A 24215-nucleotide genomic window follows, 5' to 3' on the forward strand; every position below is an offset into this window, starting at 1 on the left:
GTCAGCCGGACGACCGGAGCCAATTTTCTCCCCTTTGGGGTATCACCGTCCGGAGATCGGATTACTCAATGACGAAGTCAAGCCGCCTGCGTGACGGGCGGGACGGAGGCGAAGACCCTTCCGTCACGCAGCAGCGCACACAGGACGCTCGCGCGACGGCGGGCCAGCGGGCCAGCGGGCCAGCGGGCCAGGGCGATGGTGACCTGGACGTGGTTTGCAGCCCTCGCCGTGCTTCTTGAGGTAGAAGTCCCGGTTGGAGCCCTCGCGGATGATGCTGGTCTGGGCAGGCATGTAGAACTCCCGTCGCAGGCAGCAGCTGTGGCGCTGGGCCGGTGCAGGTTGCCGGTGCGTCGTCCAGAGTCGCACGGGGCAGGTACCAGCCCAGCTGCGGAGGCCAGGTGGGCCAACGCCGGCGTAGGCCGACAGGTTGCCGGCCAAGACGATGAACTTGGCGCCGAGTATGTGGCCCGTACCGGGCAGGGACTCGATGATCTCCGCCTGCGGATGGCTGTGGACGGTCTCGCGGAGCTGCTGGTCGATCCGCTTCAGCCGGTCGTTCAGGCCAAGATCTGTGCCGCCAGGTCGGCGACGATCCAGGCGGCGACATCCGCGCCGGGCAGCACGGTCTGCTGGGCCTGCGCGGCCTCCAGCGCGGTCGCGGCGACAACGTCGGCGGTGCGCACGCTCCGGTTGGCCAGCCACGCCGTCAGCCGGGCCCGGACGCGGCGGCGGAGTGCCGCCGGAGTCTGGTAACCCGTCAGTAGAACCAGCACGGGTGACAACCCCGATCGGCGGCGCTCCGAAGTCGCAGGGCGGCCAGGCCCTGCAGCTGACCGCGGTGTGCGATCAGTCCCACCAGGTGTCGCGGAGCCCTACGGACCACATGGCCACCGCCGGACGGCGTCCCCCGGACAGCGAGCCGCTCACCGTGGACCGGGCCCAGGCCTCGGGGAGGAGAGCCCGACCGCCCAGTCGGCAAGCTGCTTGTGGTCCGGTGAGCGCAGATGCCAGTGCCTCCCGTGCCAACCCAGGGGTCTTCCTGGACAGCAGGCACGTCACCGACCGCCGCGGCGAGATACCGAACTCCTCGATCCGGGGTTCTGACTGCGACACGCGCGCCTCGGCCTGCAAAACTATGAACGACAGTCTTCAGCAGGCTACTTGGCCTTGTGACGCTGATAGTGGCGGGCGACGCGCATCCGGTTGCCACAGCGGGCGGCCGAGCACCAGCGGCGGCGCGGGTGGGCGGCCAGGAAGAGCAGTGTGCAGTCGTCGGCCTCGCACTGGCGGATGCTGGTGACCGCCGGGTCGGCCAGCAGTTCGACAACAGCCTCGGCGAGCCTGGCGGCCAATTGCCGACCTGGCGAGCCGTCGCGCCGCCGGGTGACAGTGAGCGTCGAACCGTCCCACTGCAGCTCGAGGATGGCGGGCGCGGCGCGCTGCGACTGATTGAGTGCCTCCAGGTCAACCTCCAGGGGCTGTCCACCGTGACGGACGCTGTCGAGCGCACGGGCAGCGTGCTCCCGCACGGCGTGCACGGCGGACAGATCCGTGCCTGTGACCTCCTTCGGCACGTCTGGTAGGCGGTCGGCCTGGAGAGCCCACCAGGCGCCAAGATCACCGGGAGTGGCGAGCAGATCGCCGACGGTGGGACGGGTGTTGACCAGGTCCAATGCCAGCGGCTCTCCGGTCAGCGGCACGAGATCGCTCATGCGACTAATGCTACCTCCATGCGTTGACGTGTTAGGCATACCCGGCTATACCTAATGCATTCAAACGCAAGGAAAGGATTAGCCATGTCCGCCTTCCCCGCCCGCACCGCACACCGTCACCTGGATGTCGACGGCGTCCGCGTCTTCTACCGCGAGTCCGTTCCCGACCGGGTCGACGCTCCCGTAATGCTGCTCCTGCACGGCTTCCCGTCCGGCTCACACCAGTTCCGCCGCCTCATCGACGCGCTGGGCCTTCACTACCGGCTGATCGCTCCGGACTACCCCGGGTTCGGTCACACTGAGGCGCCGGAAGCCTTCAGCTACTCGTTCGACCGACTCGCCGACGTCACTGAAGGCTTCGTTCAGCAACTGGGCCTCGACCGGTTCGTGATGTATGTCTTCGACTTCGGCGCCCCGGTCGGCTTCCGCCTCGCCGAACGCCACCCCGAGTGGATCGCGGGGCTGATCGTGCAGAACGGCAACGCATACGAGGTCGGGCTGTCGGACGCGGCCCGCGACGTCCTGCTCCTCACCCCGCAGACCCCCGGCGCCGAGGACGCACTGCGTGACCTGCTCACTCTCGGTGGAACCCGCTTCCAGTACGAGGCGGGCGTCACCGATCCCGGCCTGATCGCCCCGGACGGCTGGACGCTCGACCTGCACTTCCTGGATCTCCCGGGCCGCAAGGAGGCTCAACTGGCACTCTTCTTCGACTACCGCACCAATATCGAGAGTTACGACCGCTGGCAGGCATGGATGCGCCGACACACGCCGCCCACCCTGATCATCTGGGGAGCTCACGACCCCTTCTTCATCGCACCCGGGGCCCGCGCCTACCTCCGCGACCTGCCCGACGCCGAACTCCACCTCCTCGACACCGGCCACTTCGCCCTGGAAACCCACCTGCCGGAGACCACCCCGTTGATCGCCGACTTCCTCGACCGCGCCTGGAAGTGACTGCGCCTGCTCACCCAGGAACGGCTGGCCCACAGCGCGGCTGGCGGGTCGTCGGCGGCGGCCTGCTCGCAGCGATCGTCGCCACCGGGGACGCACCGGGAGCCGTCGGCCGGACCAAGGTGCGCCGGATGCCGAACGCTCACCAAGCCTTGCTCAGGTGGCTTGTTCCGGTCGCACCGGCGGTCTCCTGCGTTCCCGATCTCTGCCGTTCGACGAAGGCGGCACAGACGGAGCCGTTGCTGCACTGTTCACGCACGCGACCGTGACAGCGATCGCGGTCGCCTCGTACCGCAGAGCAATGCCCTTGACGGCAGGTGACCTCTTTCACCGCTGCGACCGTTTGGCCGTCATACCCCTGGGGGGTATATATATACCCCCCAGGGGTATGACAGAATTCTTTCAGGTATACCGCGTGGCTCCGGCATTCCCAGCACCTACACACCATGGCCCGCCGCGGGCTGCGCGGCCGCCGCCTCGGCCGTCGAGCGTCACCGAGCGCGGCCGGTCACGGCCGACGACGAAGCCGCCTGCCGGTCACCTCCGTGGATCATCCCGCCCGTCTTTGGAGCCCTCATGACTGCTGTCGGCGCAACCGACGCCTCCTTCCCACAACCCGACGTCTCAAGGACCCCATCCGGCGCGCGCCGGCTCGGCATCGCGCTGCTCGTAATCGCCGCTGCACAGCTGATGCTGCTCGTGGATGCCACGATCACGAACATCGCATTGCCGAGCATCCAGAGCGACCTGGATGTCTCCGCGTCGAACCTGGCATGGGTGGTCAACGCCTACCTTTTGGTATTCGGCGGCCTGCTGCTGTTCGGCGGGCGGGCCGGAGACCTCTACGGGCGCCGACGGGTCTTCCAGGTGGGCGTCGCTCTCTTCACTCTCGCCTCGCTCGTGGCTGGCCTGGCCCCGAACGAGGGCCTCCTCATCGCGGCGCGCATCCTGCAGGGCGCCGGAGCCGCGATCACCGCGCCCAACGCACTTGCCCTGATCACCACCACTTTCCCGGAGGGAAAGCCCCGTAATAGCGCAATGGCCGTCTACGGAGCCATGTCCGGCCTGGGCATCACCCTCGGCGTGCTATTGGGGGGCATTCTGACCGGCTACCTCGACTGGCGGTGGGTGTTCCTGATCAACATCCCCATCGGTCTGGCCGTCCTCCTCGGCAGCCACACCCTCGTCCAGGCCGAACGCCACCGCGGGAGCCTGGACGTGCCAAGCGCCCTCAGCGGCACGAGCGGCATGTTGGCTCTGGTGTATGGCATCACGCGCGGCGGCGAGCACGGCTGGGCCGAAGGCATGACCCTGACCGCGTTCGCCCTTGCCGCGGCCCTACTGACGGTGTTCCTGGTGCTCCAGGCACACACCGCGCACCCGATGCTACCGCTGCACCTGCTGCGGGACGGCAACCGTGCGGGCTCGTACGCCGTGATGCTCCTCGCCGGCGCCGGCCTGGAGGCCACCTTCTACCTCCTGACCCTGTACATGCAGCTGGTACTGCGCTACGAACCCGTTCAGGCAGGCCTCGCCTATCTGCCGTTCAGTGTCGGGCTGATCCTCGCAGCCGGGCTCAGTTCCAAGCTGATCACCCGCATCACGCCTCGTCTGATCGTGGGCCCCGGCCTGCTGATCGCTACGGCAGCGCTGTTCTGGTTCTCCACGCTGGAACACGGCTCCTCCTACCCCGGGCACCTGATGCCCGCGATCTTCGCCATGGCGTTCGGTATCGGAGCGACCTTCGTGCCGCTGACCCTCACCGCAGTCAGCGGAGTCGAGGACCAAGAGTCCGGCATCGCCTCGGCGGTACTCAACACCTCCCAGCAGATCGGCGGCGCACTGGGCATCGCCGTCCTATCGGCCGTGGCGACCTCGGCGGCCGAGAACCGGGTGCCCGACACCGTCAATGCCCTCGCGCGTGGGCTCGCTGCCAAGGACTCGGCTCTCGTGGAAAAGGCCGTCACGGCACTGACCCATGGGTACACCGTGGCCTTCGCCGTCGGAGGCGCCCTGTTCCTGACGGCCCTGACCATAACCATGACGGCAGTCAACGCCGGGCCGCAGCAACACGCTCCGACGGAAACGGGACAGGCCCCTGTGGGGTAATGCGGACACCGCCTTGGAGATGCAGGTGCCCCTGTCGGAAGCATCGCGGTATCCGACAGGGACACGTTCGGCAGGGCGCCGGGCGCCGCTACCCGGCGGCTATCGCTACGCCCACCGGCTTGACCCGCGCGAACGCGGCACTCCCCTCGTCCACTGAGGCAACCTTGGCGCCATCCAGCAACGCAAGGAGAACGCGTGCCACCTCAGTGCGCTCCGCAGCTGTCGGCCGCACCACGCTCCGCTCGAAGCAGGCCAGCAGGAACGCCCGGTGCTCGGCGAGAATCTCGATTGCGCGACTGTTGGTGTCGAGGTGTTCGGCAGCCGCATTGAGGAAGCAGCAGCCCTGGTAGTTCTGCGCGTCGGCACCCTCCGCCGCGTGGTCGAACACGGCGGCGATACAAGCCGGACCGGCCTCCGCCTCGATATGCAGCAGTTCCGCGTGCGCACGCTCGGCCTGGCGCCTTAGATAGGCCTCGACCAGTGCGTTCTTCGACCGGAAGTGGGTATACAGGGTGGCCTTGGCCACGTTCGACTCTTTGATCACGCGGTCGACGCCGACCGCCCGAACCCCGTGGGCGTAGAACAACCTGGCTGCCGTGTCCAGAATCCGCTCGCGCACCGCCGAGCCGCTGGCTGCTTCCTGCATGCACTTGACCTTACCAGACAGACCTGTCTACCTTGCCGCACAGACAGACAGGTCTGTCTTGCCTGGTGCGGTAAGTCTGCCAGCGAGTGCTCAATGAAGAAAAGGAATCCCACGAAGCCGTGAAGAACGACAACAATGCAGGTCAAACGTACGATCTAGCGGTCATCGGCGCTGGTTCGGCCGCCAAGGCCGCAGCCACGGACGCCCGGCTGCGGGGCAAGTCCGTCATCATGGTGGAGCGTGGCGCCCCCGGCGGCACCTGCCTGAACGTGGGCTGCATCCCCTCCAAGACGCTGCTCGCCGCAGCCGCCGTACATGCCACCGCTCAGCGGGGCGGCTTCCCCGGAATCGACACTTCCGCCGGGCCGGTCGACTTGTCACAGCTCGTCAAGGACAAGGACCGGTTCATCGCCGAGCGGCGCGAGGAAGACCACGTCAAGGGCACCGAACAGGCCGGTATCGACCTGCTGCGGGGCGAGGCGTCCTTCGCCCCCTCCGTCCAGGACCGCCTGACACTGGCCGTCACCGGAAACGGCAGCGCCAAAGTCCGGATCACTGCCGAGCATGTACTCATCGCCACTGGCGCCCGGCCCTTCATCCCGGACATCCCTGGTCTGGCGGACGTCGATTACTTGACGTCGTCGACGGCTATGTCTCTCGACCGCGTGCCCGAGTCCCTACTGGTGATCGGTGGCAACGCCATCGGCCTGGAGCAGGCCCAGTTCTTCGCCCGCCTGGGCGCCCGGACCACCGTGGTCGAACTGGCCCCGCGTATCGCCCCGTTCGAGGACCTGGCCATCTCCGCGGCCTTGTGCCAAGCGCTGACCGAAGAGGGCATCGCCTTCCGCACCAGTGCGATCCTGACGAGCGTCGAGCCGACCGACACTGGTGTCCTGGCCACGGTCACCGCAGGTGAGGACGTGTTCCATCTCTCTGCGGAGAAGATCCTTATAGCCACCGGCCGCCGCCCGGTGACCGATGGACTCAACCTCGCTGCTGTCGGTGTGAACGTCGGCCCGCGCGGCGAAGTGGTCGTGGACGAATATTTGCGCACCACCCACCCGCACATCTGGGCTGCTGGAGACGTCACAGGGCATCGGCAGTTCGTGTACGTGGCCGGCGCACAGGGCGCAACGGCCGTTGCCAACGCCTTCGGGGAAACGGCCCGGAGCCTCGACTACACCACCGTGCCCCGCGTCACTTTCACCTCTCCCACGCTGGCCTCGGTCGGTCTCACTCCGGCAGAGGCGGAAGCCGCTGGACAGCCGTACGAGACTCGTGAGCTCCCGCTCGCGTTCGTGCCCCGGGCGGTGGTCAGTCGGCACCCCCACGGGGTGCTCAAGCTCGTGTCCGACCCCGAAACAGGCCGGCTCCTGGGCGTCCACATGGTCGGCCTGGAGGCCGGCGAGGTCATCACCGCCGCCACGTACGCGCTGTCGGCCCGCTTCACCGTCCAGCAACTGGCCACCACCTGGGCGCCGTTCCTCACCATGGCGGAAGCGCTCAGGATGGCGGCCCAGATGCCCGCCGCAGCAACCAGCTGAAAGGCTGCCCGAGCGACGGACGAGCGGGTGGTGACGAGCGGCTAACCCGGCGGCATCGGCGGGGTGAGGTACAGCCTCGACACCGTCCGCACCGGCTGGGCTGACCTCGCCTGCGGCTGGCTACTTGTTGACGCCGAGCAGCGCCCCGGGCCTCTGGCCGTCGTCGCCCCCTGGCCGCCATCCTGCTCGCGGCCCGCCAGCCGTCGAGACGTGCAGCGCACACCCCATGCTGCCGCTCGGCCTCCGGCGGGACCGCAACCCTGCCGGCACGTACTCCCTACTGTTCATCAGGGCGGGCCAGCCACTTTTGCTGCCTCGCCCTGTGCCTGCATCACACCCAGCGCCCCTGCCCGCATGGAATGGCAGAACTCGATTCGTGTCGCCCGCGGCCACCACGGCGCGCAGTCAGCCGAGGGGTACAGCCGTTTCCGGGGGAAGTGGTACTTCTGCCCAGATCGTCTTGCCCATGCGTGTGTGACGGGTGCCCCAGCGCTGCGTGAGCTGGGCCACGATGAACAGGCCTCGGCCACCTTCGTCGAAGACACGGGCGCGACGCAGATGGGGGGCGGTGTTGCTGTCGTCGCTCACCTCACAGACAAGGGTGGTGTCGTGAATCAGTCGCAGGTGGATGGGGGGACGGCCGTAGCGGATGGCGTTGGTGACCAGTTCGCTCACAACAAGTTCGGTGGCGAAGGCGGCGTCGTTCATGCCCCAGGCAGCCAGCTGATCACACGCGAGATCACGGGCACGAGCAACTGCGGCGGGCTCAGCCGGGAGCCCCCAAGTGGCGACCTGGTCGGCGCCCAGTTGCCGCGTTCGCACCAGCAGAAGGGCGGCATCGTCCGCGCGACGGTCGGGTAGCAGTCCGTCCACGGCTCTGTCGCACGTGGTCTCCAGAGGGCGAGCCAAGCTGCCGACGAGGACAGCGCGGAGTGCGTCACGTCCCTCGTCCAGGTCGCGGTCAGCGAGGAGCCCGTCGGTGTAGATGGCGATCACGCTGCCTGCGGGTATGTCGAACTCCGCCACCTCGAACGGCAGACCACCCAGTCCCAGGGGAGGCCCGGCCGGGACGTGGAGGAACTCCACTGCGCCGTCAGGGGTGACCAGGGCTGGTTCGGGATGACCAGCCCGGGCCATCGAGCAGCGTCGCGAGACCGGGTCGTACACGGCATACAGGCAGGTGGCCCCGACCTCGCCCCCTGCGTGGTACGCCCTGTCCGCCGTCGCCTTCCGGTCCAGACGCAGGACAAGGTCGTCGAGCTGAGTGAGCAGTTCGTCAGGAGCCAGGTCCACGTCGGCCAGGGTACGGACGGCCGTACACAGGCGCCCCATCGTGGCCGCTGCCTGGATTCCGTGCCCCACCACATCGCCCATCACCAACGCCACTCTCGCACCCGACAGCGGGATCACATCGAACCAATCACCGCCGATCCCCACACCCGGGTCGGAGGGCAGATAGCGGAAGGCCGTCTCCACACCGGCCTGGTGGGGCGAACGGTCGAGGAGAAGACTCTCCTGCAGAGCGAGCGCGATCGATCGTTCGCGGGTATACCGGCGGGCGTTGTCGACCCAAACCGCCGCCCTGGCGGCAAGCTCCTCCGCCAGCCGCAGGTCGTCCTCGCGGAAGGGTTCCGGCGTACCGTGGCGGGAGAAGATCGCCAGCCCCAGAGTGACGCCCCGAGCACGCAGCGGCACGGCCATGATCGAGTGAATCCCATGCGTCTTGATGCTGCGGACGCGTTCCGGGGAGTCCATGGCCCACAATCGCATGGAGCGGCTGTTGACGCGTTCATGCAAGGCATGGCCTTCGGCCAGCGCGCGACCCGGCGTGGACTCCGCGTGGTAGCTGTGCAAGGCACCGATCGGAACCACCGTTTCGGGACAGCCCGGTAGGACGGACCGCTGAGCGACCCTGCGGAAGCGCAAGCGGTCGTCGGACGGGACTCCTTCGGTTTCTTCGCCGCCGAGGACACTGTCGAGAAGGTCAACCACCACGAAGTCGGCGAAGTGATCCGTGCCGACCTGCGCCAACTCGTCCGCGGTGCAGGCCACGTCCAGCGTGCTCCCGATCCGCGCCCCGGCCTCATTCAGGACGCTCAGCCGCTGCCGGGCATGGAACTGCTCGGACGCGTCGCCCCCTGTAACCGAGACAGCGCATACCCTGCCCGCAGGGTCCTCGACCGGGTGGAACCACGTCAGCCAGGCGTGCGCTCGGGCCTCACCGGGTGAACGGAAGTGCATCTCCCTGGACACCGTACGTCCGGTCCGCCACACCTGTTCCACGGTCTCGACCATGCGCTCCATGCCCTTGATGGGCTGTCCCTGCGCATCATGGCCGATACGCCGACCTGTCCGACCCTGTTCGGAGGTCCCCATCGCCCGCGCCATAGCCGCGTTGACCGCGATACATACCCCGCGGCGGTCGTACAGCCCCATGGGAAGCGGAAGCTGCTCCAGTGCCCATCGCTTGAGCACGGACGTCTCCGGCTCCCCGCTGTCGCCCGTACCGTCGTCCCTCGCGAACGACTGGGGCGCAGTGGCCGTGAGCGCCCAGAACCCACCTCCGGCCGCATCCGACAGCGGCTGACCCTCAATGCGCAGCCGCAGACGGCGACCGTCTCGGTGCCGCACAGGAATCAGGCCGCTCCATGCCTCCCGCTGGGCACAATGACGCTGGACGGCAACCGGCAGAGGCCCACCCAGCATCCGCGCAGCTTTGCCGCCGATCACGTCCCCTCGCTCATACCCCAGCAGAACACGCACGCTCGTACTGCACGCGGTCACCACGCCCCGACCGTCCACCACGGCCGAGATCTCAGCGCCCATGTGCAGCCGAACGCCGTCGGAACTATCCGATAGGGTGACTCGCTCGTCCATGGGTGCACCTCTCTCCACGGCACGACCACCACACTCAATACGCAGCCCGTCCTCGGCACTCACCAGCGTGCACCGTGCTTCGAGCCTTCTCAAGGCAGAACCTCCACTGTCACAGCATCGTCACGCAGTGTCACAGCCCTGGTGGCATCGCTCATCGGGCGCGACTCGGTCCATGGCCTGGAACCGCACATTGGGCGGGCTGCCCTTGAACATCTCCACCCAGTCCCGACGGCACCGCAGAGACCACGAGTGGTCGACGAGCACGGCAAGTCCGCCCGGGATCGGATCAGTCCACCGAACAAATCGTGAGCGGACACCCGATTCCTGGTAGCCCCGGGCCCATTCGTGCGAGGTGGAACGCCGAAGAACGCGCGTCGGGACGGGGCGCGGCCTCCGATGTGACATCCGCCCGCAGGAAGTCCTCAGTCCGCATCGGGGCGGACACGGCGGGCGTAGGCGCGGGCGGCGCGAGCGCGGTCGCCGCAACGGGTGGAGCACCACTGGCGGCGGCCATGGCGGAGCAGGTAGCGGTTGCAGGGTGTGGAGGCACAGGCGGTGAGGCGTTCTGCGTCGAGGGAGGTGAGCAGGTCGGCGGCGTCGGCGGCGAGAGTCGCCAGGGCGTGGTCGACGATCTCCGTGGTGGGATGCGGGGCCGCGCGGTAGGGACCCAACTTATCGTCCCACTGCAGCAGCGGAGCTGTAGGGACCCGGGTCATCGCGTCGTTGATGGCTGCGACGGCGGCGGGGATCGCGGGCAGCACGGCGACGCGGGAAGCCAGCAACGCCCTGATCTGTTCTCGCAATACACGCAACTGTGCCGCACACATCTCCCGCATGCCGACATCAGCCGGCGCGAGTCCACGACCCGCCAGCCATTGATTCGCTGCGGTCGGGGTGCCGATCAGGTCGATGAAGTGCCCGCCAGGCAAGGCGAGTGCACTGTTGGCCAGGGCGAGGGAGCGGTACTGCTCCTCGCCCGGCGCGGGTGGCAGGTCCGGCTGTGTGGTCACGATCTCATTCACGTTTCTCATGGTACGACTTGTGCACATCCATGAGAAACGGTTACGGTTACTCACGGATAATCGATACCCTATCCGTGAGGTTCACTTTCATGACTTCTCCCGCCGCATCCACCGACCAGTTCCCCGTCAGGGTCTTCGGTGGCCCGACCGCCGTCTTCGAGTACGGCGGCCTGCGCATTCTGACCGACCCGACCTTCGACGCCCCCGGCGACTACCAGGTCCCCGGCGGTCCGCTCCTGACCAAGACCGCGCCCTCCGTAGGCAGCCCCGCCGACCTCGGCCCCATCGACGTGGTCCTGCTCTCTCACGACGAGCACGCCGACAACCTCGACAACTCCGGCCGCGCCCTGCTCGCCGACGTCCCCCTCACGCTCACCACACCGGGCGGCGGACAGCGCCTCGGAGACAGGGCCCAGGGTCTGGCCGACTGGGCGTCGGTCGAGCTGGAGCGTCCCGGCGGCGGCACCGTCACCGTCACCGGCGTCCCCGCGATCCACGGGCCCGGAGCGCGTGAGGACGTCGAGCCGATCTCCGGCCAGGTCGTCGGCTTCATCCTGACCGGCGAGGGCCTGCCGACCGTCTACGTCAGCGGCGACAACGCCTCCTTGGAAGCGGTCAAGGAAATCGCCGAGCGCTTCGGCCCTGTCGACACCGCCCTCCTCTTCGCCGGCGCGCCTCGCTTCTCCGTCATCTACGACGGCCAGTGCGTCGTCCTGGACAGTGCTCAGACCGCCGAGGCCGCCCAGATCCTCGGCGCCCGCCGGATCGTCCCCGTCCATTACGACAGCTGGGCCCACTTCACCGAGGGCCGCAACGACCTCCAGGTGGCCTTCTCCGCCGCAGGCCTCGCCGATCGCGTTGACTGGGGACAGCGCGGCTGAGCCCTCGCCGGCGCACACGTCAAGCGGCGTCCTCGCCACCGCACCGCTCATCTCCGTGAGGTCCGGCAGCCCGCCGGACCTCACGGAACGCGCGACCACACACACCAAGCACCGGCCCGCCGGCCAAGCAGACCCTGAGGGGCAGGCATGTCTGTCGACATCCACACGAATCTGGTACGCCGCTTCTACGAGGCCCTCGAAAAGGCCGACTACACGGCAGTGACCAGCATGTTCCACGAGGACTTCGTCTTCTACAACCAGATCGACACCCCCCACCCGGGCCCCGAGGGTTTCATCGCGGAAGAGAAGAAGAACATCGATGCCTTCCGGGGCATCCGTATGACCGTCGAACGCACAGTGGCCGAAGGCGACCGGGTCGGCGCGTTCGTCGTGGTTGAGGGGAACCAGACCGGCGAGTTCCGGGGCCTGGCCCCGGCGGGAGCCCACCTGCGCTTCTCGATGTTCAACCTTTTCACCTTCAAGGACCGAAGGATCATCGAGAAGCGCGCCCACTACAACACCCAAGACATCCTCAACCAGCTCAAGGTGGGAACGCGCGCCTGACAGCGGCTACATGACTGTGCGCGCAGCCCCTGCGGACGGCCAGGAGCACTCGGCCGTCCCCGGCTCCCGGCACAGCCGTTTACTGTGCGCCGAGGCCCCGCCACACCTGGCGGGGCCTCGGCGTCCATCCGAAATGGTGCACATGCTGTCTGAAGGACAGATACCTCGGAGGTACGAGTGCCCATTCACCGAAACTTGGCCTTGCCCGGCCCCTCCTCGACGAAGCTCCGCATGCCGATCTCGCGGTCGGCGGTGGCGAACAGGCCCGCGAACCAGTTGCGCTCGACCGCCAGACCGGTGTCGATGTCCGTCTCCAGGCCGGTGTCGATCGACTCCTTCGCGGCCCGCAGCGCGAGCGCCGGGCCCTGGGCCAGCTTCGCGGCCCAGGCGTGGGCCTGCGGGTACACCTCGGCCGCCGGGACCACCCGGTCCACCAGGCCCAGGGTCAGCGCCTCGTCCGCCTTCACCATCCGGCCGGTGAAGATGAGGTCCTTCGCCTTGGAGGGGCCGATCAGCCGGGCCAGCCGCTGGGTGCCGCCCGCGCCGGGGATCAGCCCGAGCAGGATCTCCGGCTGGCCCAGCTTGGCGTTGTCCGCCACGATCCGGAAGTCCGCGCAGAGGGCGAGCTCGCAGCCGCCGCCCAGCGCGTAGCCCGTGACGGCGGCCACGACCGGCTTGGGGATCCGGGCCACCGCCGTGAAGGAGTCCTGGAGGGCGCGCGAGCGCAGGACCATCGCGGTGTGGTCCATGTCCTGCATCTCCTTGATGTCCGCGCCCGCCGCGAACACCTTCTCCCCGCCGTACACCACGACGGCGCGGACGTCGTCCCGGCGGGTCGCCTCCTCGGCCAGTTCCTTGAGCCGGTCCTGCGTGGCGACGTCCAGGGCGTTCATGGGCGGGCGGTCGAGGCGGATCGTGCCGACGCCCTCGGCGACTTCGAGATGAACGGTCATCGGGTCCTCAGCTGTCGAAGTCGACGGTCAGGGTTTCGGAGACGGGAAAGGTCTGACAGGTCAGCACGTAGCCGGCATCGACTTCGGCTCGTTCGAGGGCGTAGTTGCGGCGCATGTCGGCCTCGCCTTCGGTGACCAGGGCACGGCAGGTGCCGCAGACACCGCCCTTGCACGCGAAGGGCAGGTCGGGGCGCATCTTCTGAGCGCCGTCGAGCACCGTGCTGGTGCGTGGCAGAGCCGCGGTGGTGGAGCGGCCGTCGAGGCTGACAGTGACCTGGCTGACCGATTCGGCGCTTATGGAGTCGGAATCCTGGTGATGTACCTCGACCATTGGCTCGTCATCGGCGAAGAACAGTTCCTGATGAATCCGGTCGCCGGGCACACCGAGCCCGGCCAGCACCTGCTGGGCATCGCGGACCATGCCGTGCGGGCCGCACAGCCACCAGTGGTCGGCCGCAGTGACGTCGATCAGGCCCTTGATCAGCGCGCCGAGCCGCTCCGCGTCCAGCCGGCCGGAGAGCAGGTCGGCTTCGCGGGGCTCACGGGACAGGACGTGGGCGAGTTGGAAGCGGGCGGGGTGGAGGTCCTTCAGATCGGCGAGCTCATCGGCGAACATCACGGAGTCGGTGCGACGGTTGCCGTAGAAGAGGGTGACCCGTGAGGTGTCGTCGGCCGCAAGGACCGACTCGGCGATGGAGAGCATCGGTGTGATGCCCGACCCGGCGGCGATGAGCACGTGGTGGCCGGGCATGGTCAGGTCGGGGGTGAAAGCGCCGGTCGGCACCATCACCTCGAGCGTGTCGCCGAGCTGCACCTCGCGGACCAGCCACGAGGAGAACAGGCCACCGGGTACCTCGCGCACCCCGATCCGTGGCCGCGAACCCCTCGGGGAGCAGATGGAGTATGAGCGCCTCTCGTCCTGCCCGTCGACCTCGCGGCGCAGGGTGAGCGACTGACCGGGCGCAAAGGCGAACTCCCCGGCGAGGTCGGCGGGGATGTCGAAGCCGACGGCCACCGCGCCCTCGCACAACCTCTGTACGGAGGCGACGCGCAGGGAGTGGAAGGCCGGGCGGCGGCGCGGTTGCCGTGCCGCGGCGGGGATGGTGGTGCCGAGCACCGACTGCTCCTCCATCAGATCTCCTTGATGTATTCGAAGGGCTCACGGCAGGCTCGGCAGCGCCACAGCGCCTTGCAGGAGGTGGCGCCGAAGCGCGAGGTCTCCTCCGTATCCGCCGACCCACAGAGCGGGCAGGCCACCGCGCGCCGGGTGGCCGACAGCACCAGCGGCATGGGGCCGGGCGCGGGCCGTGGCGCCGGTCCCGGGGGCGCGATCCCGTGCTCGCCGAGTTTGCGACGACCGGCGGAAGTGATCCAGTCCGTCGTCCATGGCGGGTCGAGCACGGTGCGCACCCGAACGCTTACATACCCGGCGGCCTTCAAACGCGCGGCCACCGCGGCGCGCATCTCGGAGATGGCTGGGCAGCCGGAATACGTCGGGGTGAGGTCGGCGACCACCGTACCGTCCGGGGTTACGGATACGTCACGCAGGACACCGAGGTCGGCAAGCGTGAGCATCGGCAGTTCGGGATCCGGTACTTGCTCGGCAATCCGGCGGGCACGGCTCGCTTGTGTCTGCACGGTCACCACTTCGCCTCCGGGTGAGCCCGGGCCACGCCCTGCAGCTCGGCCAGCAGGGGGGCGAGGTGTTGGGTGTGCTCACCGCCGCGGCCGACGCCGGGCAACGGCCGGTACACCGGCACGGTCAGCCCGGCAGCATCGGTGACCTGGCGCAGCACAGCGCTCACCTCCTCACGGACGTCGTAGGCGTCGAACAACTCACCCAAATAAGCGGACACTTGCTCCAGCGCGACGTGCATTCGGCGACGGGACTCCTCGGTGCCGTCACCGAGCCGGACGACCCATTCGGCGGCGTACTGCCGGTGGTACGTCAGCTCCTTCACGCTCTTGCCAGCGATCGCGGCGAGCACCGGGTCGGCCGACGCGGTGAGCCGCTCGAAGTGGGCCAGCCGCCAGGCGGAGAGGACCAGCAGCCGGGCGACGCAAAACGCGAAGTCACCGCGCGGAAGCTCGGCTAGGCGTACGTTGCGGAAGTCGGCCGCGTCCCTGAAATAGGCGTACGCGTCCTCTCCTCGTCCCGTACCGTCGACCTGGCCGCAGCGCGCGTACAGCAGCCGGGCTTGACCTAGCAGGTCGAGGCCGATATTTGCGAGAGCGACCTCCTCCTCAAGTTCCGGAGCACGGGTGGTCCACTCCGCCAGCCGCTGTGCGCTCACCAGGGCGTCGTCACCCAAAGCCAGGCAGAGCGCGGCCAGTTCTTCTGTGTCGACGCCGGCCGGCACGGTGCTGGGCACGCCGTGCAGCGGGTCCTCGAAGCCGGTGCCGAACGCCCATCGGGCGTCACTCTCGTGCTCCTCGGCCAGCGAGAGGTAGACGTGGTCGTCACTCACTGCCTGCTCCTAGATGTGCGGGACATCATCGGGGATGTCGTAGAAGGTGGGGTGCCGGTAGACCTTGTCAGCGCTGGGGGTGAAGAAGGGGTCCTTCTCATCGCGTGTGGAGGCCGCGATGTACTCGGAGCGCACCACCCAGATGCTCACGCCCTCGTTGCGCCGGGTGTACAGGTCCCGGGCATGGGTCAGAGCCATGCGGTCGTCGGCGGCGTGCAGCGAGCCGACATGGACGTGGTTCAACCCGCGCTTGCCGCGGACGAACACCTCGTAAAGGGGCCAGTTCGCCTGGCTGGTCCGGGTCATGCCGCTGCTCCTTCATGCGTGCGTGCCGACTGCTTCGCCGTGTGCGCCGCGGCTGCTTCCCGCACCCAGGCTCCCTCCGCGTGGGCGATGCGGCGTCGCTCGACGCGCTGGACGTTGCACGGTCCGTCGCCGGAGACCACCCTCTTCAGCTCGTCCCAGTCGGGGGCGTTGAAGTCGTGGTGTCCGCGCTCCTCGTTCCACCGCAGATCCGGGTCGGGCAGGGTGACGCCGAGCTTCTCAGCCTGCGGCACGGTCATGTCGACGAACCTCTGGCGCAACTCGTCGTTGGAGTGCCGCTTGATCTTCCAGGCCATGGAACGTGCCGAGTTGGGCGAGTCGTCGTCCGGCGGGCCGAACATCATCAGCGACGGCCACCACCAGCGGTCCACGGCGTCCTGCACCATCTGCCGCTGGACTTCGGTGCCGCGCATCATCGTCATCAGCATTTCGTAGCCCTGCCGTTGGTGGAAGGACTCCTCCTTGCAGATGCGCACCATGGCGCGCGCGTACGGACCGTACGAGGTGCGGCACAGTGGGACCTGGTTGCAGATCGCCGCACCGTCCACGAACCAGCCGATCACACCGACGTCGGCGAAGGTCGGGGTCGGGTAGTTGAAGATCGAGGAGTACTTCTGGCGCCCCTCTACCAGGCGCTCCGTCAGGTCTGCGCGGTCGGCTCCGAGAGTCTCGGCGGCCGAGTAGAGGTAGAGGCCGTGTCCGGCCTCGTCCTGGACCTTGGCGAAGAGGGTCGCCTTGCGGCGCAACGAGGGCGCGCGCGTGATCCACTCGCCCTCCGGCTGCATGCCGATGATCTCCGAATGGGCGTGCTGCGCGATCTGCCGGATCAGGGTGGCGCGGTAGCCGTCGGGCATCCAGTCCCGCGGCTCGATGCGCTGGTCTCGCGCGATGGTTGCGTCGAAATGCTCCTGAAGTCGCAGTTCCGCGCAGCCCGCTGAGTCAGATTGTGTTGTGGTCATATCCATACCTTCCCAACCGATCGTTCGTTCGGTACATGGTTCGGTGCATCCTTTTTGTCCCGGCGAATGCCGTGTTCGTCAGCGGCCTTCGAAGAGGGGTTGCTGCCCTGCGAGAAAGGCCCGCACGGCACCTAGATGGTCTGCGGTCCGGCCCAGCCGCTCCTGCGCGGCCGCCTCGCGGTCCAGCACGGCGGACGTTTTCGTGTTGCCGACGTTCCGCAGCAGCACCTTGACCTCGGCGTACGCGGCGGTGGGACCTGTGGCGAGCCGCTTGGCGAGGGCCAGGCCTTCCCTGGCAGCACTGCCGTCCGGCACCACGTGATGGACAAGCCCCCACTGTTGCGCTGCCTCCGCGTCGAATCGGTCTCCGAGAAGCATCAGGCCAGCGGCTCGGGAAGGTCCCACCGACTGGGCCAGCGCCTTGCTCAGGCCGGTGTCGGCCGCCAGGCCGATGCCCGTGAAGGCGGTCGAGAAACGGGCACCCTCGGCCACGACCCGCAGGTCGGCACTGAGGGCGAGACCGAGCCCGGCCCCGACGCAGGCCCCCTCGATCGCGGCGACGACTGGCTGTCGAAGCCCGTGCAGTTCTTCCACGAGCGGGTTGTACTCGTCGCGCACGATGGCGAAGGCAGAGGAGGGCTTCGCCTCCAGAACCCGGGCATGCTCCTTGAGGTCCTGGCCAACGCAGAAGTGCCTGCCCTCGGCCGTGAGCAGGACCGCCCGCACCTTGTCCCCGTCGGCATGTACTCGGCGCACGGCCGCTAGGAGGCCGTGCCGGAGAGTCAGGTCCAGGGCGTTCCCGGCCGTGGGCCGACAGAGTGTGATGACGGCCACCGCGCCGTCGAGCGTGTAGCAGACCCGATGCTGTTCGGGTGCGGCCATCTCTTCACTCACAGCCATGTGTAGAATCCCTGTCCCGTCTTGCGTCCCAACTCACCGAGCGCGACCTTCTCCCGCAGGAGCCGGGGCGGCGCGAACCGCTCACCGAGGGTGGCGTACAAGTGCTCGGCGATGGCGAGGCGCACGTCGAGACCGACGAGGTCGGTCAGGCGCAGCGGCCCCATGGGGTGCTTGTAGCCAAGCCGCATGGCGTCGTCGATGGCCTCCGCCTGAGCGACGCCCTCCTCGACCATCCGGATCGCCTCCAGGCCCAGGGCCACACCCAGGCGGCTACTGGCGAAGCCGGGCGAGTCCTTGACCACGACGTCCTTCTTATCGAGGCTGCGTGTCCAGGCGAGGGCAGCCTTCACGGTGTCGGCACGGGTGTCCGGCGCGACAACGATCTCAATCAGCTCCGAGGCCGGAACGGGGTTGAAAAAGTGCATCCCCAAGAAGCGGCCAGGTCGGGTGAGCGCGCAGGCAAGGTCGGTGACAGACAGAGAGCTCGTGTTGCTCGCCAACACCGCCGTCTCGCTGACCCGTCGCTCGGCGCGGGCCAGGATGCGGGTCTTGAGCGCGGCATCCTCGGGGACGGCCTCCACCACCAGGTCGGTGTCCGGAGGCAGGTCGTCCACCGACTGGGCTATCTCCACCCGGAGGAGCACGTGTTCTACCGGCTCGGCCAGGCGGCCGCGTTCCGCGGCCCGCTTCAGGCCAGTGGCAACGCGGTCCAGTGCCGCGGCGGCCGCTGCGTCGTCGCTCTCCACGACGGTGACGGACGATCCGGCCGCCGCGAAGGTCTGCGCGATGCCGGCGCCCATCCTGCCACCGCCGATGACCCCGACGACAGAGGGTGCTGAGCTCATGTGCGGCTCCTCTTCTCCCGACCCCTCTTTTTCAAGAACTGGGTCATACGGTCCTTCTTGTCCTGCCCTTCGAACAGCACGGCCTGGGCCAGGTCGTCGGCAATCGGATGAGCACCGGGCGAGTCGACAACGAGCTTCGTCAGGCGTAGCGCCGTGGCCGAGGACTGGGTCATGCGATCGAGCAGCGCGTGTGCCTCGTCGAGCAACTCATCGGCCTCTACGACGTCGACGACCAGGCCGGCCGCCAGAGCCGCCTTCGCATCAAGGTTCCGTCCTGCGAGCAGCACCTGCTTCGCGATCGACTCGCCGACCAGTTCGGGAAGCCGCCAGCAGGCACCGGCCGCGGCCAGGATCCCGAGCCCGGGCTCGGGATTCCCGAAGACGGTGTCCGGGCCGGCGATACGGAGGTCGCAGGCGTACGCCAACTCGGCACCGCCCCCCAGCACCCAGCCGTCGACAGCGGCGAGCGTGGGCATGGGCAACCGCCGTACCCGCTCGAACAACCGGCTGTTGATCCCCTGCAGGGCTTCGTCCCGGCCCCTGCGCAGCAGCTCAGCGATGTCGGCGCCGCCCGCGAAGACTCGGCCGTGCCCGGTGAGCAGCAGCAGCCTCGGCTCACACTCCAGCAGAGTGCACACCTCGTGCAGCTCGGCGATCATCTGCTCGCTGATGGCGTTACGGGCCTCGGGCCGGTATAGCGTGACGACCACCCGGTCCTCACGCTCCTCTACCCGGAGCGTCTCGTAGGTCACCTCGTTCACACCCGCTCCACCAGCATGGCGACTCCCTGACCGACCCCGACGCACAGAGTCGCCAACCCGCGGCGCGTGTCCTCGCGCTCCAGCCGTCCGAGCAAAGTCAGCAGGATGCGTGCGCCGGAACAGCCGAGCGGATGGCCCAGCGCGATGGCCCCGCCATCGGCGTTGACCTTCTCCTCGTCGAACTTGAGGCGCCGCATGACCGCCAGCGCCTGGGCGGCAAACGCCTCGTTCACCTCGACCGCGTCCAGGTCTGCGCTCTGCCATCCGGCCCGGGCCAGGGCCTTCTCCGTGGCGGGGACGGGGCCGAGGCCCATGATGTTCGGCTGGACGCCGGCGGACGCGGCGGTGACGACCCGGGCTCGCGGGGTGAGTCCGTACCGCTCCACGGCCGCCGCGCTCGCCACCACCAGCGCAGCAGCGCCGTCGGAGAGCGGCGAGGAGGAACCGGCAGTGACGATGCCGTCCTTACGGAAGATCGTCCGTAGGCCGCCGAGCTTCTCCAGCGTCGTCGCCGGGCGCGGGCCTTCGTCGCGTGTCACCTGGCCGTCCGCCACGGGTACCGGCACGATCTCGCGGTCGAAGCGGCCCGCCTCCTGTGCCGCGACAGCCCGCTGGTGGCTGCGGAGCGCGTACGCGTCGGAGTCGAGACGGGTGATGCCGTCCAGGGCAGCGACCTCCTCGGCGGTCTCCCCCATCGACAGCGTCACCTTCACCGTCTCGGACGCGGCAGCCTCCGAAACGGCCCGGTCGGAAGCAGTAAAGAGGGGGTTGGTGAAGCGCCAACCCAGTGAGGTGTCGTGCACCTCGCCTGGCTTGGCCCATGGGGTGCCGGGCTTATCCATCACCCAGGGCGCGCGTGTCATGGACTCCACTCCGCCCGCTACGACCATCTCGGCCTCACCAGACCGGATCGCCTGGGCTGCCGAGGCAACCGCCGTCAGGCCCGAGGCACACAGCCGGTTGACGGTGTATCCGGGCACTGTGTGGGGCAGTCCGGCCAGCAACACGGCCATGCGCGCCACATCCCGGTTGTCCTCACCGGCCTGGTTGGCGGCCCCCAGGATCACCTCGTCCACGGCCTCGCCCGGGATCCCGGCACGGCGGACGGCCTCGCCAACGACGAGGGCGGCCAGGTCGTCGGGGCGTACGGAGGCCAGGGCGCCGCCGTAGCGGCCCTGGGGGGTGCGGGCTCCCTCGATCAGATAGACGTCATCAGACATGGGCGGGCTCCTCGACGGTGACGGGGCGACGCGACTGGAGTGTGGCGAACCGGCCGGTGACAAAGGCGGGGTCGGAGAGGGTGGCACTGGCCGCGGGGTTGGCCGCACTGCCGTGGAAGTCGCTGAAGGCGGCGGACTGGTTGACGAAGACGCCGCCAGTGAGGTTTTCCGCCAGGTGGACACCCGCGTCCAGGGCGGCCTCCTCGGCTGTCTTCAGCACCTCCTCACTGGTGGAGTGGACGATGGCGGTCAGCGCGCCGTGCGTCCGCACTGTCTCCTCGAAGATCCTGAGGCTGTGTTCGGTGGAGTCGGTGCCTACGACGAAGAAGACCGGTCCGAACCACTCCCGGGCGTAGGTCTTCTGGTCCGCTTCAGCGTCGAGCCGGGCCACCAGAGGCGTCCGGACCTCCGCCGCGGGGTACTCGGGGTGCTCCACCCGCACCGCCTCACGAACGGTGCGGCCGAGCTGTTCGGCCTGGGTGAGCCGCTCGCGCACGCCGTCGTTCACGAGGGCACCCAGTGTTCCGACTGCGCGGGCCGGATCGGCGAGCAGCCTGTCCAGCGCTGCGGCGAGATCGGCGGCGAACTCGTCGGCTGTCCGAACGCCCTGGTCGGTGGCCATGCCCTCCCGGGGTATCAGGAGGTTCTGCGGGGTGGTGCACATCTGCCCGCTGTACAGCGCCAGGGAGAAGGCCAGGTTGCCCAGGAGGCCCTGGTAGTCGTCTGTGGAGTCGAGGACCACCGTGTTCAGGCCGGCCTTCTCCGTGTACACCACGGCTTGGCGGGCGTTGGCCTCCAGCCAGTCGCCGAACTCGGTGGAACCTGTGAAGTCGATGATCCGTACGTCCGGGTGCAGGGCGAGGAATCCGGCTGACCGATCCCCCGGCTCTTCGGCGACCAGCACGACCAGATTCGGGTCGAAACCTGCTTCGGCAAGCACCTCACGGGCGATCCGCACAGTGATCGCGAGCGGCAGCACGGCCCCCGGGTGCGGCTTGACCACGACCGGGTTACCGGTGACGAGAGAGGCGAACAGGCCCGGATAGCTGTTCCAGGTCGGGAAGGTGTTGCAGGCGATCAGCAGCGACACGCCCCGACCCACCGGCGTGAACCTCTTGTCCATCACCAGAGGCCCGCCCTTGCGCTGCGGTTTGCGCCAGCGCGCTGATGCGGGGTGCCGCTTCTGCTCCGACCATGCGTACGCGACCGCCTCCAGCCCCCGATCCTGGGCATGCGGACCGCCGGCCTGGAACGCCATCACGAACGCCTGTCCGGTGGTGTGCTGCACGGCGTGCGCGATCTCGAAGCTCGCCGCGTTCAGCCGGGCGAGGATCTCCGCGGCGACACCCGCACGGACATCGGGACCAGCTCCCCGCCAAGCGGGAACGGCCTCCTTCGCCGCCGCCACCGCCACGTCCGGCGTGATCCGGGGGTAGATGACGCCGAGCGGGAATCCATACGGCGAGGTCTCACCCGACGCTACCCAGCCATCCCGGGGATGTCCCGGCAGCTCAAACCGTGCATTGATCCGGCTCCGGAAGGCGGCCTCTCCGCGTTCAGCGGCGTCTTCACCGTACAACGACTTGCTCGGCGACTCCGGGTAGGGCGTCCAGTGGTCCCGGTGCTCGGTGGCAGCTTCCGCCTGCTCCAGCAGCATGCGATGGCGTACGAAGAAATCAGGGCCTTTCGGCATCTTGTGCGACATTAAATCCACCTCTTGACAGGCAGTGATCTGGCTGGATTACTTTGGCCGTGCCGCACGCTAACCGAATGTTCGGTCGGGAGACAAGGCGGTTCAGACAGTGACACAAGCCACTAATACGACCCGCAGGCCTGTCGAATCGATGTGCTCCGCGGACGAGGCGTCCAAGCGGCTCGGTATCGCATTGCCGGCGCACGGCGAGGTGACCGCCATCCTCCGGATGACCGTGACAGCGACGCTGACCAACGGATTCGAGAGCGCATCCGGTTTGGTCGCAGCGGTATCCACGACGTGAGTCTCCTGCGGGGCGGCGAGGTGATCGCGGAGTTCCGCGGCCGCAGTCGCAGTGTCCGCACAACGGCACCAGACAGCCGCAATATGCACAGCACAGAGCCGAAGGAGTCGCAATGAGCAACAACCCCGACACCCGCTCGGTCAGGACGGCCCGCCACGGCGAGCCTCTGCCCGACGAACTGCGGGACGACGCCGAACGGATGCCCCGTGAGGAACTGAGAGCCATCCAGTTGCGCCGGCTGCGCGCGACCCTGCGGCATGCGTACGACAACGTCGAGCTGTACCGGAAGAAGTTCGACGAGGCCGACGTCGCACCCGAGGACTGCCGCTCGCTGGAAGACCTCGCCCTTTTCCCCTTCACCACGAAGGCAGACCTGCGGGACACGTACCCCTTCGGCATGTTCGCCGTGCCCATGGACCAAGTCCGCCGCGTCCACGCTTCCAGTGGTACAACAGGCCGTCCCACTGTGGTCGGCTACACCGAGAACGACATCTCCATGTGGGCGGACGTCATAGCGCGCTCGATCCGCGCCGCCGGCGGCCGCCCCGGCCACAGAGTTCACATCTCCTACGGCTACGGACTGTTCACCGGCGGTCTCGGTGCCCACTACGGTGCCGAGCGGGCGGGCTGCACGGTGATCCCCGCCTCGGGCGGCATGACCGCACGCCAGGTGCAGATCATCCAGGACTTCCGGCCCGAGATCATCATGGTCACCCCCTCCTACATGCTCACCCTGCTGGACGAGTTCGAGCGGCAGGGCGTCAACCCGCGCTCCACCTCGCTGAAGATCGGCATCTTCGGCGCCGAGCCCTGGACCGAGGAGATGCGCCGAGAGATCGAGGAGCGCATGGGGATCCACGCCGTGGACATCTACGGCCTCTCGGAGGTGATCGGCCCCGGCGTCGCCCAGGAGTGCGTGGAGACCAAAGACGGCCTGCACGTCTGGGAGGACCATTTCTACCCCGAGATCGTCGACCCGGTCATGAATGACGTCATGCCCGAGGGCGAGGGCGGCGAGCTGGTCTTCACCTCCCTCACCAAGGAAGCCCTTCCGATCGTCCGCTACCGCACGCGCGACCTGACCCGGCTGCTGCCCGGCACCGCCCGCCCCGCCTTCCGACGGATCGAGAAGATCACCGGCCGATGCGACGACATGATCATCCTGCGCGGAGTGAATGTCTTCCCCAGCCAGATCGAGGAGATCGTGCTGCGCACCCCCGCCGTCGCCCCCCACTTCCAGATCGAACTGTCCCGCCGCGAGCGCATGGACCACATGACGGTCCGCGTCGAGGCCCGCCCTGGCACGAGTCCCGAGCAGTTTGAGAGCGCCGCCCGGAGCATCAGCAAGGGCGTCAAGGACGGCGTCGGAGTGACCGTGGAGGTCGCTGTCGTCGCGCCGGACACTTTGGAGCGTTCTCTCGGCAAGCTGCACCGGGTCAAGGATCTGCGCAACGCCTGATCCGCTCGCTCGGGACAATG

At 68.3% G+C, this 24215-nt stretch carries 21 protein-coding genes and 2 pseudogenes; 7 read left to right on the forward strand and 16 right to left on the reverse strand.

The features are described from left to right. Window positions 1-77: 77 nt before the first annotated feature. Window positions 78-770: pseudogene (locus tag ABZ490_RS49410) on the reverse strand (transposase); the annotation flags it as partial. Window positions 771-1157: 387 nt separating this feature from the next. Further along, window positions 1158-1712, reverse strand: a complete 555-nt coding sequence (locus ABZ490_RS49415; RefSeq protein ID WP_359006678.1) for an ABATE domain-containing protein — start codon at window positions 1710-1712, stop codon at window positions 1158-1160. An 84-nt stretch (window positions 1713-1796) separates the two neighbouring features. On the opposite strand from ABZ490_RS49415, the gene ABZ490_RS49420 reads away from it, so the two are divergent. Together ABZ490_RS49420 and ABZ490_RS49425 are read left to right on the forward strand one after the other, a co-directional pair. After that, the gene (locus tag ABZ490_RS49420) at window positions 1797-2669 is read left to right on the forward strand and encodes an alpha/beta hydrolase (RefSeq protein WP_359006681.1); all 873 of its coding nucleotides are present in this window, start codon (window positions 1797-1799) and stop codon (window positions 2667-2669) included. Window positions 2670-3242: 573 nt separating this feature from the next. Continuing rightward, the gene (locus ABZ490_RS49425) at window positions 3243-4775 is read left to right on the forward strand and encodes an MFS transporter (protein ID WP_359006684.1); all 1533 of its coding nucleotides are present in this window, start codon (window positions 3243-3245) and stop codon (window positions 4773-4775) included. 88 nt (window positions 4776-4863) lie between these two features. Here ABZ490_RS49425 and ABZ490_RS49430 read toward each other — a convergent pair whose 3' ends face one another. Next, complete coding sequence (locus ABZ490_RS49430; RefSeq protein WP_359006687.1) at window positions 4864-5421, reverse strand: helix-turn-helix domain-containing protein; 558 nt, start codon at window positions 5419-5421, stop codon at window positions 4864-4866. 119 nt (window positions 5422-5540) lie between these two features. Here ABZ490_RS49430 and merA point away from each other — a divergent pair, with 119 nt between their 5' ends. Continuing rightward, window positions 5541-6965: a mercury(II) reductase gene (gene merA / locus ABZ490_RS49435; RefSeq protein ID WP_359006691.1), complete on the forward strand. Its 1425-nt coding sequence runs from the start codon at window positions 5541-5543 to the stop codon at window positions 6963-6965. A gap of 405 nt (window positions 6966-7370) precedes the next feature. On the opposite strand, the gene ABZ490_RS49440 is transcribed toward merA, so the two are convergent. Together ABZ490_RS49440 and ABZ490_RS49445 are read right to left on the reverse strand one after the other, a co-directional pair. After that, on the reverse strand, window positions 7371-9842 hold the full coding sequence (locus tag ABZ490_RS49440; protein WP_359006694.1) for a SpoIIE family protein phosphatase: 2472 nt from the start codon (window positions 9840-9842) through the stop codon (window positions 7371-7373). Between the two features lie 422 nt (window positions 9843-10264). Then, the gene (locus ABZ490_RS49445) at window positions 10265-10873 is read right to left on the reverse strand and encodes an ABATE domain-containing protein (RefSeq protein ID WP_359006751.1); all 609 of its coding nucleotides are present in this window, start codon (window positions 10871-10873) and stop codon (window positions 10265-10267) included. A gap of 80 nt (window positions 10874-10953) precedes the next feature. Between ABZ490_RS49445 and ABZ490_RS49450 the strand changes: the two genes are divergently transcribed. Both ABZ490_RS49450 and ABZ490_RS49455 read left to right on the forward strand, forming a co-directional pair. Further along, window positions 10954-11745 (forward strand): MBL fold metallo-hydrolase, encoded by a 792-nt coding sequence (locus ABZ490_RS49450; protein WP_359006696.1) that lies wholly within the window; start codon window positions 10954-10956, stop codon window positions 11743-11745. Window positions 11746-11892: 147 nt separating this feature from the next. Beyond that, a complete protein-coding gene (locus tag ABZ490_RS49455; RefSeq protein ID WP_359006699.1) occupies window positions 11893-12309 on the forward strand; it encodes an ester cyclase in 417 nt (138 codons plus the stop codon). A gap of 185 nt (window positions 12310-12494) precedes the next feature. Here the strand turns inward: ABZ490_RS49455 and ABZ490_RS49460 are convergent, their stop codons facing one another. The 11 genes from ABZ490_RS49460 to paaN form a co-directional block, all read right to left on the reverse strand. Beyond that, on the reverse strand, window positions 12495-13262 hold the full coding sequence (locus tag ABZ490_RS49460; RefSeq protein WP_359006702.1) for an enoyl-CoA hydratase-related protein: 768 nt from the start codon (window positions 13260-13262) through the stop codon (window positions 12495-12497). Window positions 13263-13269: 7 nt separating this feature from the next. Continuing rightward, window positions 13270-14394: a 1,2-phenylacetyl-CoA epoxidase subunit PaaE gene (paaE, locus tag ABZ490_RS49465; RefSeq protein WP_359006705.1), complete on the reverse strand. Its 1125-nt coding sequence runs from the start codon at window positions 14392-14394 to the stop codon at window positions 13270-13272. Beyond that, window positions 14394-14909: a 1,2-phenylacetyl-CoA epoxidase subunit PaaD gene (gene paaD / locus ABZ490_RS49470; protein ID WP_359006708.1), complete on the reverse strand. Its 516-nt coding sequence runs from the start codon at window positions 14907-14909 to the stop codon at window positions 14394-14396. Before paaD ends, paaE begins: the two co-directional genes overlap by 1 nt. Further along, a complete protein-coding gene (gene paaC / locus ABZ490_RS49475) occupies window positions 14903-15730 on the reverse strand; it encodes a 1,2-phenylacetyl-CoA epoxidase subunit PaaC (protein WP_359006711.1) in 828 nt (275 codons plus the stop codon). Before paaC ends, paaD begins: the two co-directional genes overlap by 7 nt. Before the next feature lie 9 nt (window positions 15731-15739). After that, the gene (gene paaB / locus ABZ490_RS49480; RefSeq protein ID WP_359006714.1) at window positions 15740-16036 is read right to left on the reverse strand and encodes a 1,2-phenylacetyl-CoA epoxidase subunit PaaB; all 297 of its coding nucleotides are present in this window, start codon (window positions 16034-16036) and stop codon (window positions 15740-15742) included. Further along, window positions 16033-17019, reverse strand: a complete 987-nt coding sequence (gene paaA / locus ABZ490_RS49485) for a 1,2-phenylacetyl-CoA epoxidase subunit PaaA (protein ID WP_359006717.1) — start codon at window positions 17017-17019, stop codon at window positions 16033-16035. Before paaA ends, paaB begins: the two co-directional genes overlap by 4 nt. A gap of 72 nt (window positions 17020-17091) precedes the next feature. Next, entirely contained in the window at window positions 17092-17913 is an 822-nt protein-coding gene (locus ABZ490_RS49490; RefSeq protein ID WP_359006720.1) for an enoyl-CoA hydratase-related protein, read from the reverse strand. Then, window positions 17904-18758: a 3-hydroxyacyl-CoA dehydrogenase family protein gene (locus tag ABZ490_RS49495; protein ID WP_359006723.1), complete on the reverse strand. Its 855-nt coding sequence runs from the start codon at window positions 18756-18758 to the stop codon at window positions 17904-17906. The genes ABZ490_RS49490 and ABZ490_RS49495 overlap by 10 nt, the downstream gene beginning before the upstream one ends. Beyond that, window positions 18755-19519 (reverse strand): enoyl-CoA hydratase/isomerase family protein, encoded by a 765-nt coding sequence (locus ABZ490_RS49500; RefSeq protein ID WP_359006726.1) that lies wholly within the window; start codon window positions 19517-19519, stop codon window positions 18755-18757. Before ABZ490_RS49500 ends, ABZ490_RS49495 begins: the two co-directional genes overlap by 4 nt. Beyond that, entirely contained in the window at window positions 19516-20739 is a 1224-nt protein-coding gene (locus ABZ490_RS49505; RefSeq protein ID WP_359006729.1) for a thiolase family protein, read from the reverse strand. Before ABZ490_RS49505 ends, ABZ490_RS49500 begins: the two co-directional genes overlap by 4 nt. Then, window positions 20732-22444 carry a phenylacetic acid degradation protein PaaN gene (gene paaN / locus ABZ490_RS49510; protein ID WP_359006732.1) on the reverse strand — a complete coding sequence of 571 codons (1713 nt, stop codon included), beginning with the start codon at window positions 22442-22444 and terminating at the stop codon, window positions 20732-20734. Before paaN ends, ABZ490_RS49505 begins: the two co-directional genes overlap by 8 nt. Before the next feature lie 139 nt (window positions 22445-22583). Between paaN and ABZ490_RS49515 the strand changes: the two are divergent. Next, window positions 22584-22852, forward strand: a pseudogene (locus tag ABZ490_RS49515) (hypothetical protein). Further along, window positions 22849-24195, forward strand: coding sequence for a phenylacetate--CoA ligase PaaK (paaK, locus tag ABZ490_RS49520; RefSeq protein ID WP_359006735.1), 1347 nt, complete (start codon window positions 22849-22851; stop codon window positions 24193-24195). Before ABZ490_RS49515 ends, paaK begins: the two are co-directional and overlap by 4 nt. The last annotated feature ends 20 nt before the right edge of the window (window positions 24196-24215 follow it).

Origin of the sequence: Streptomyces sp. NPDC005811 (assembly GCF_040630405.1) — a bacterium.
Classification (GTDB): Bacteria; Actinomycetota; Actinomycetes; order Streptomycetales; family Streptomycetaceae; genus Streptomyces.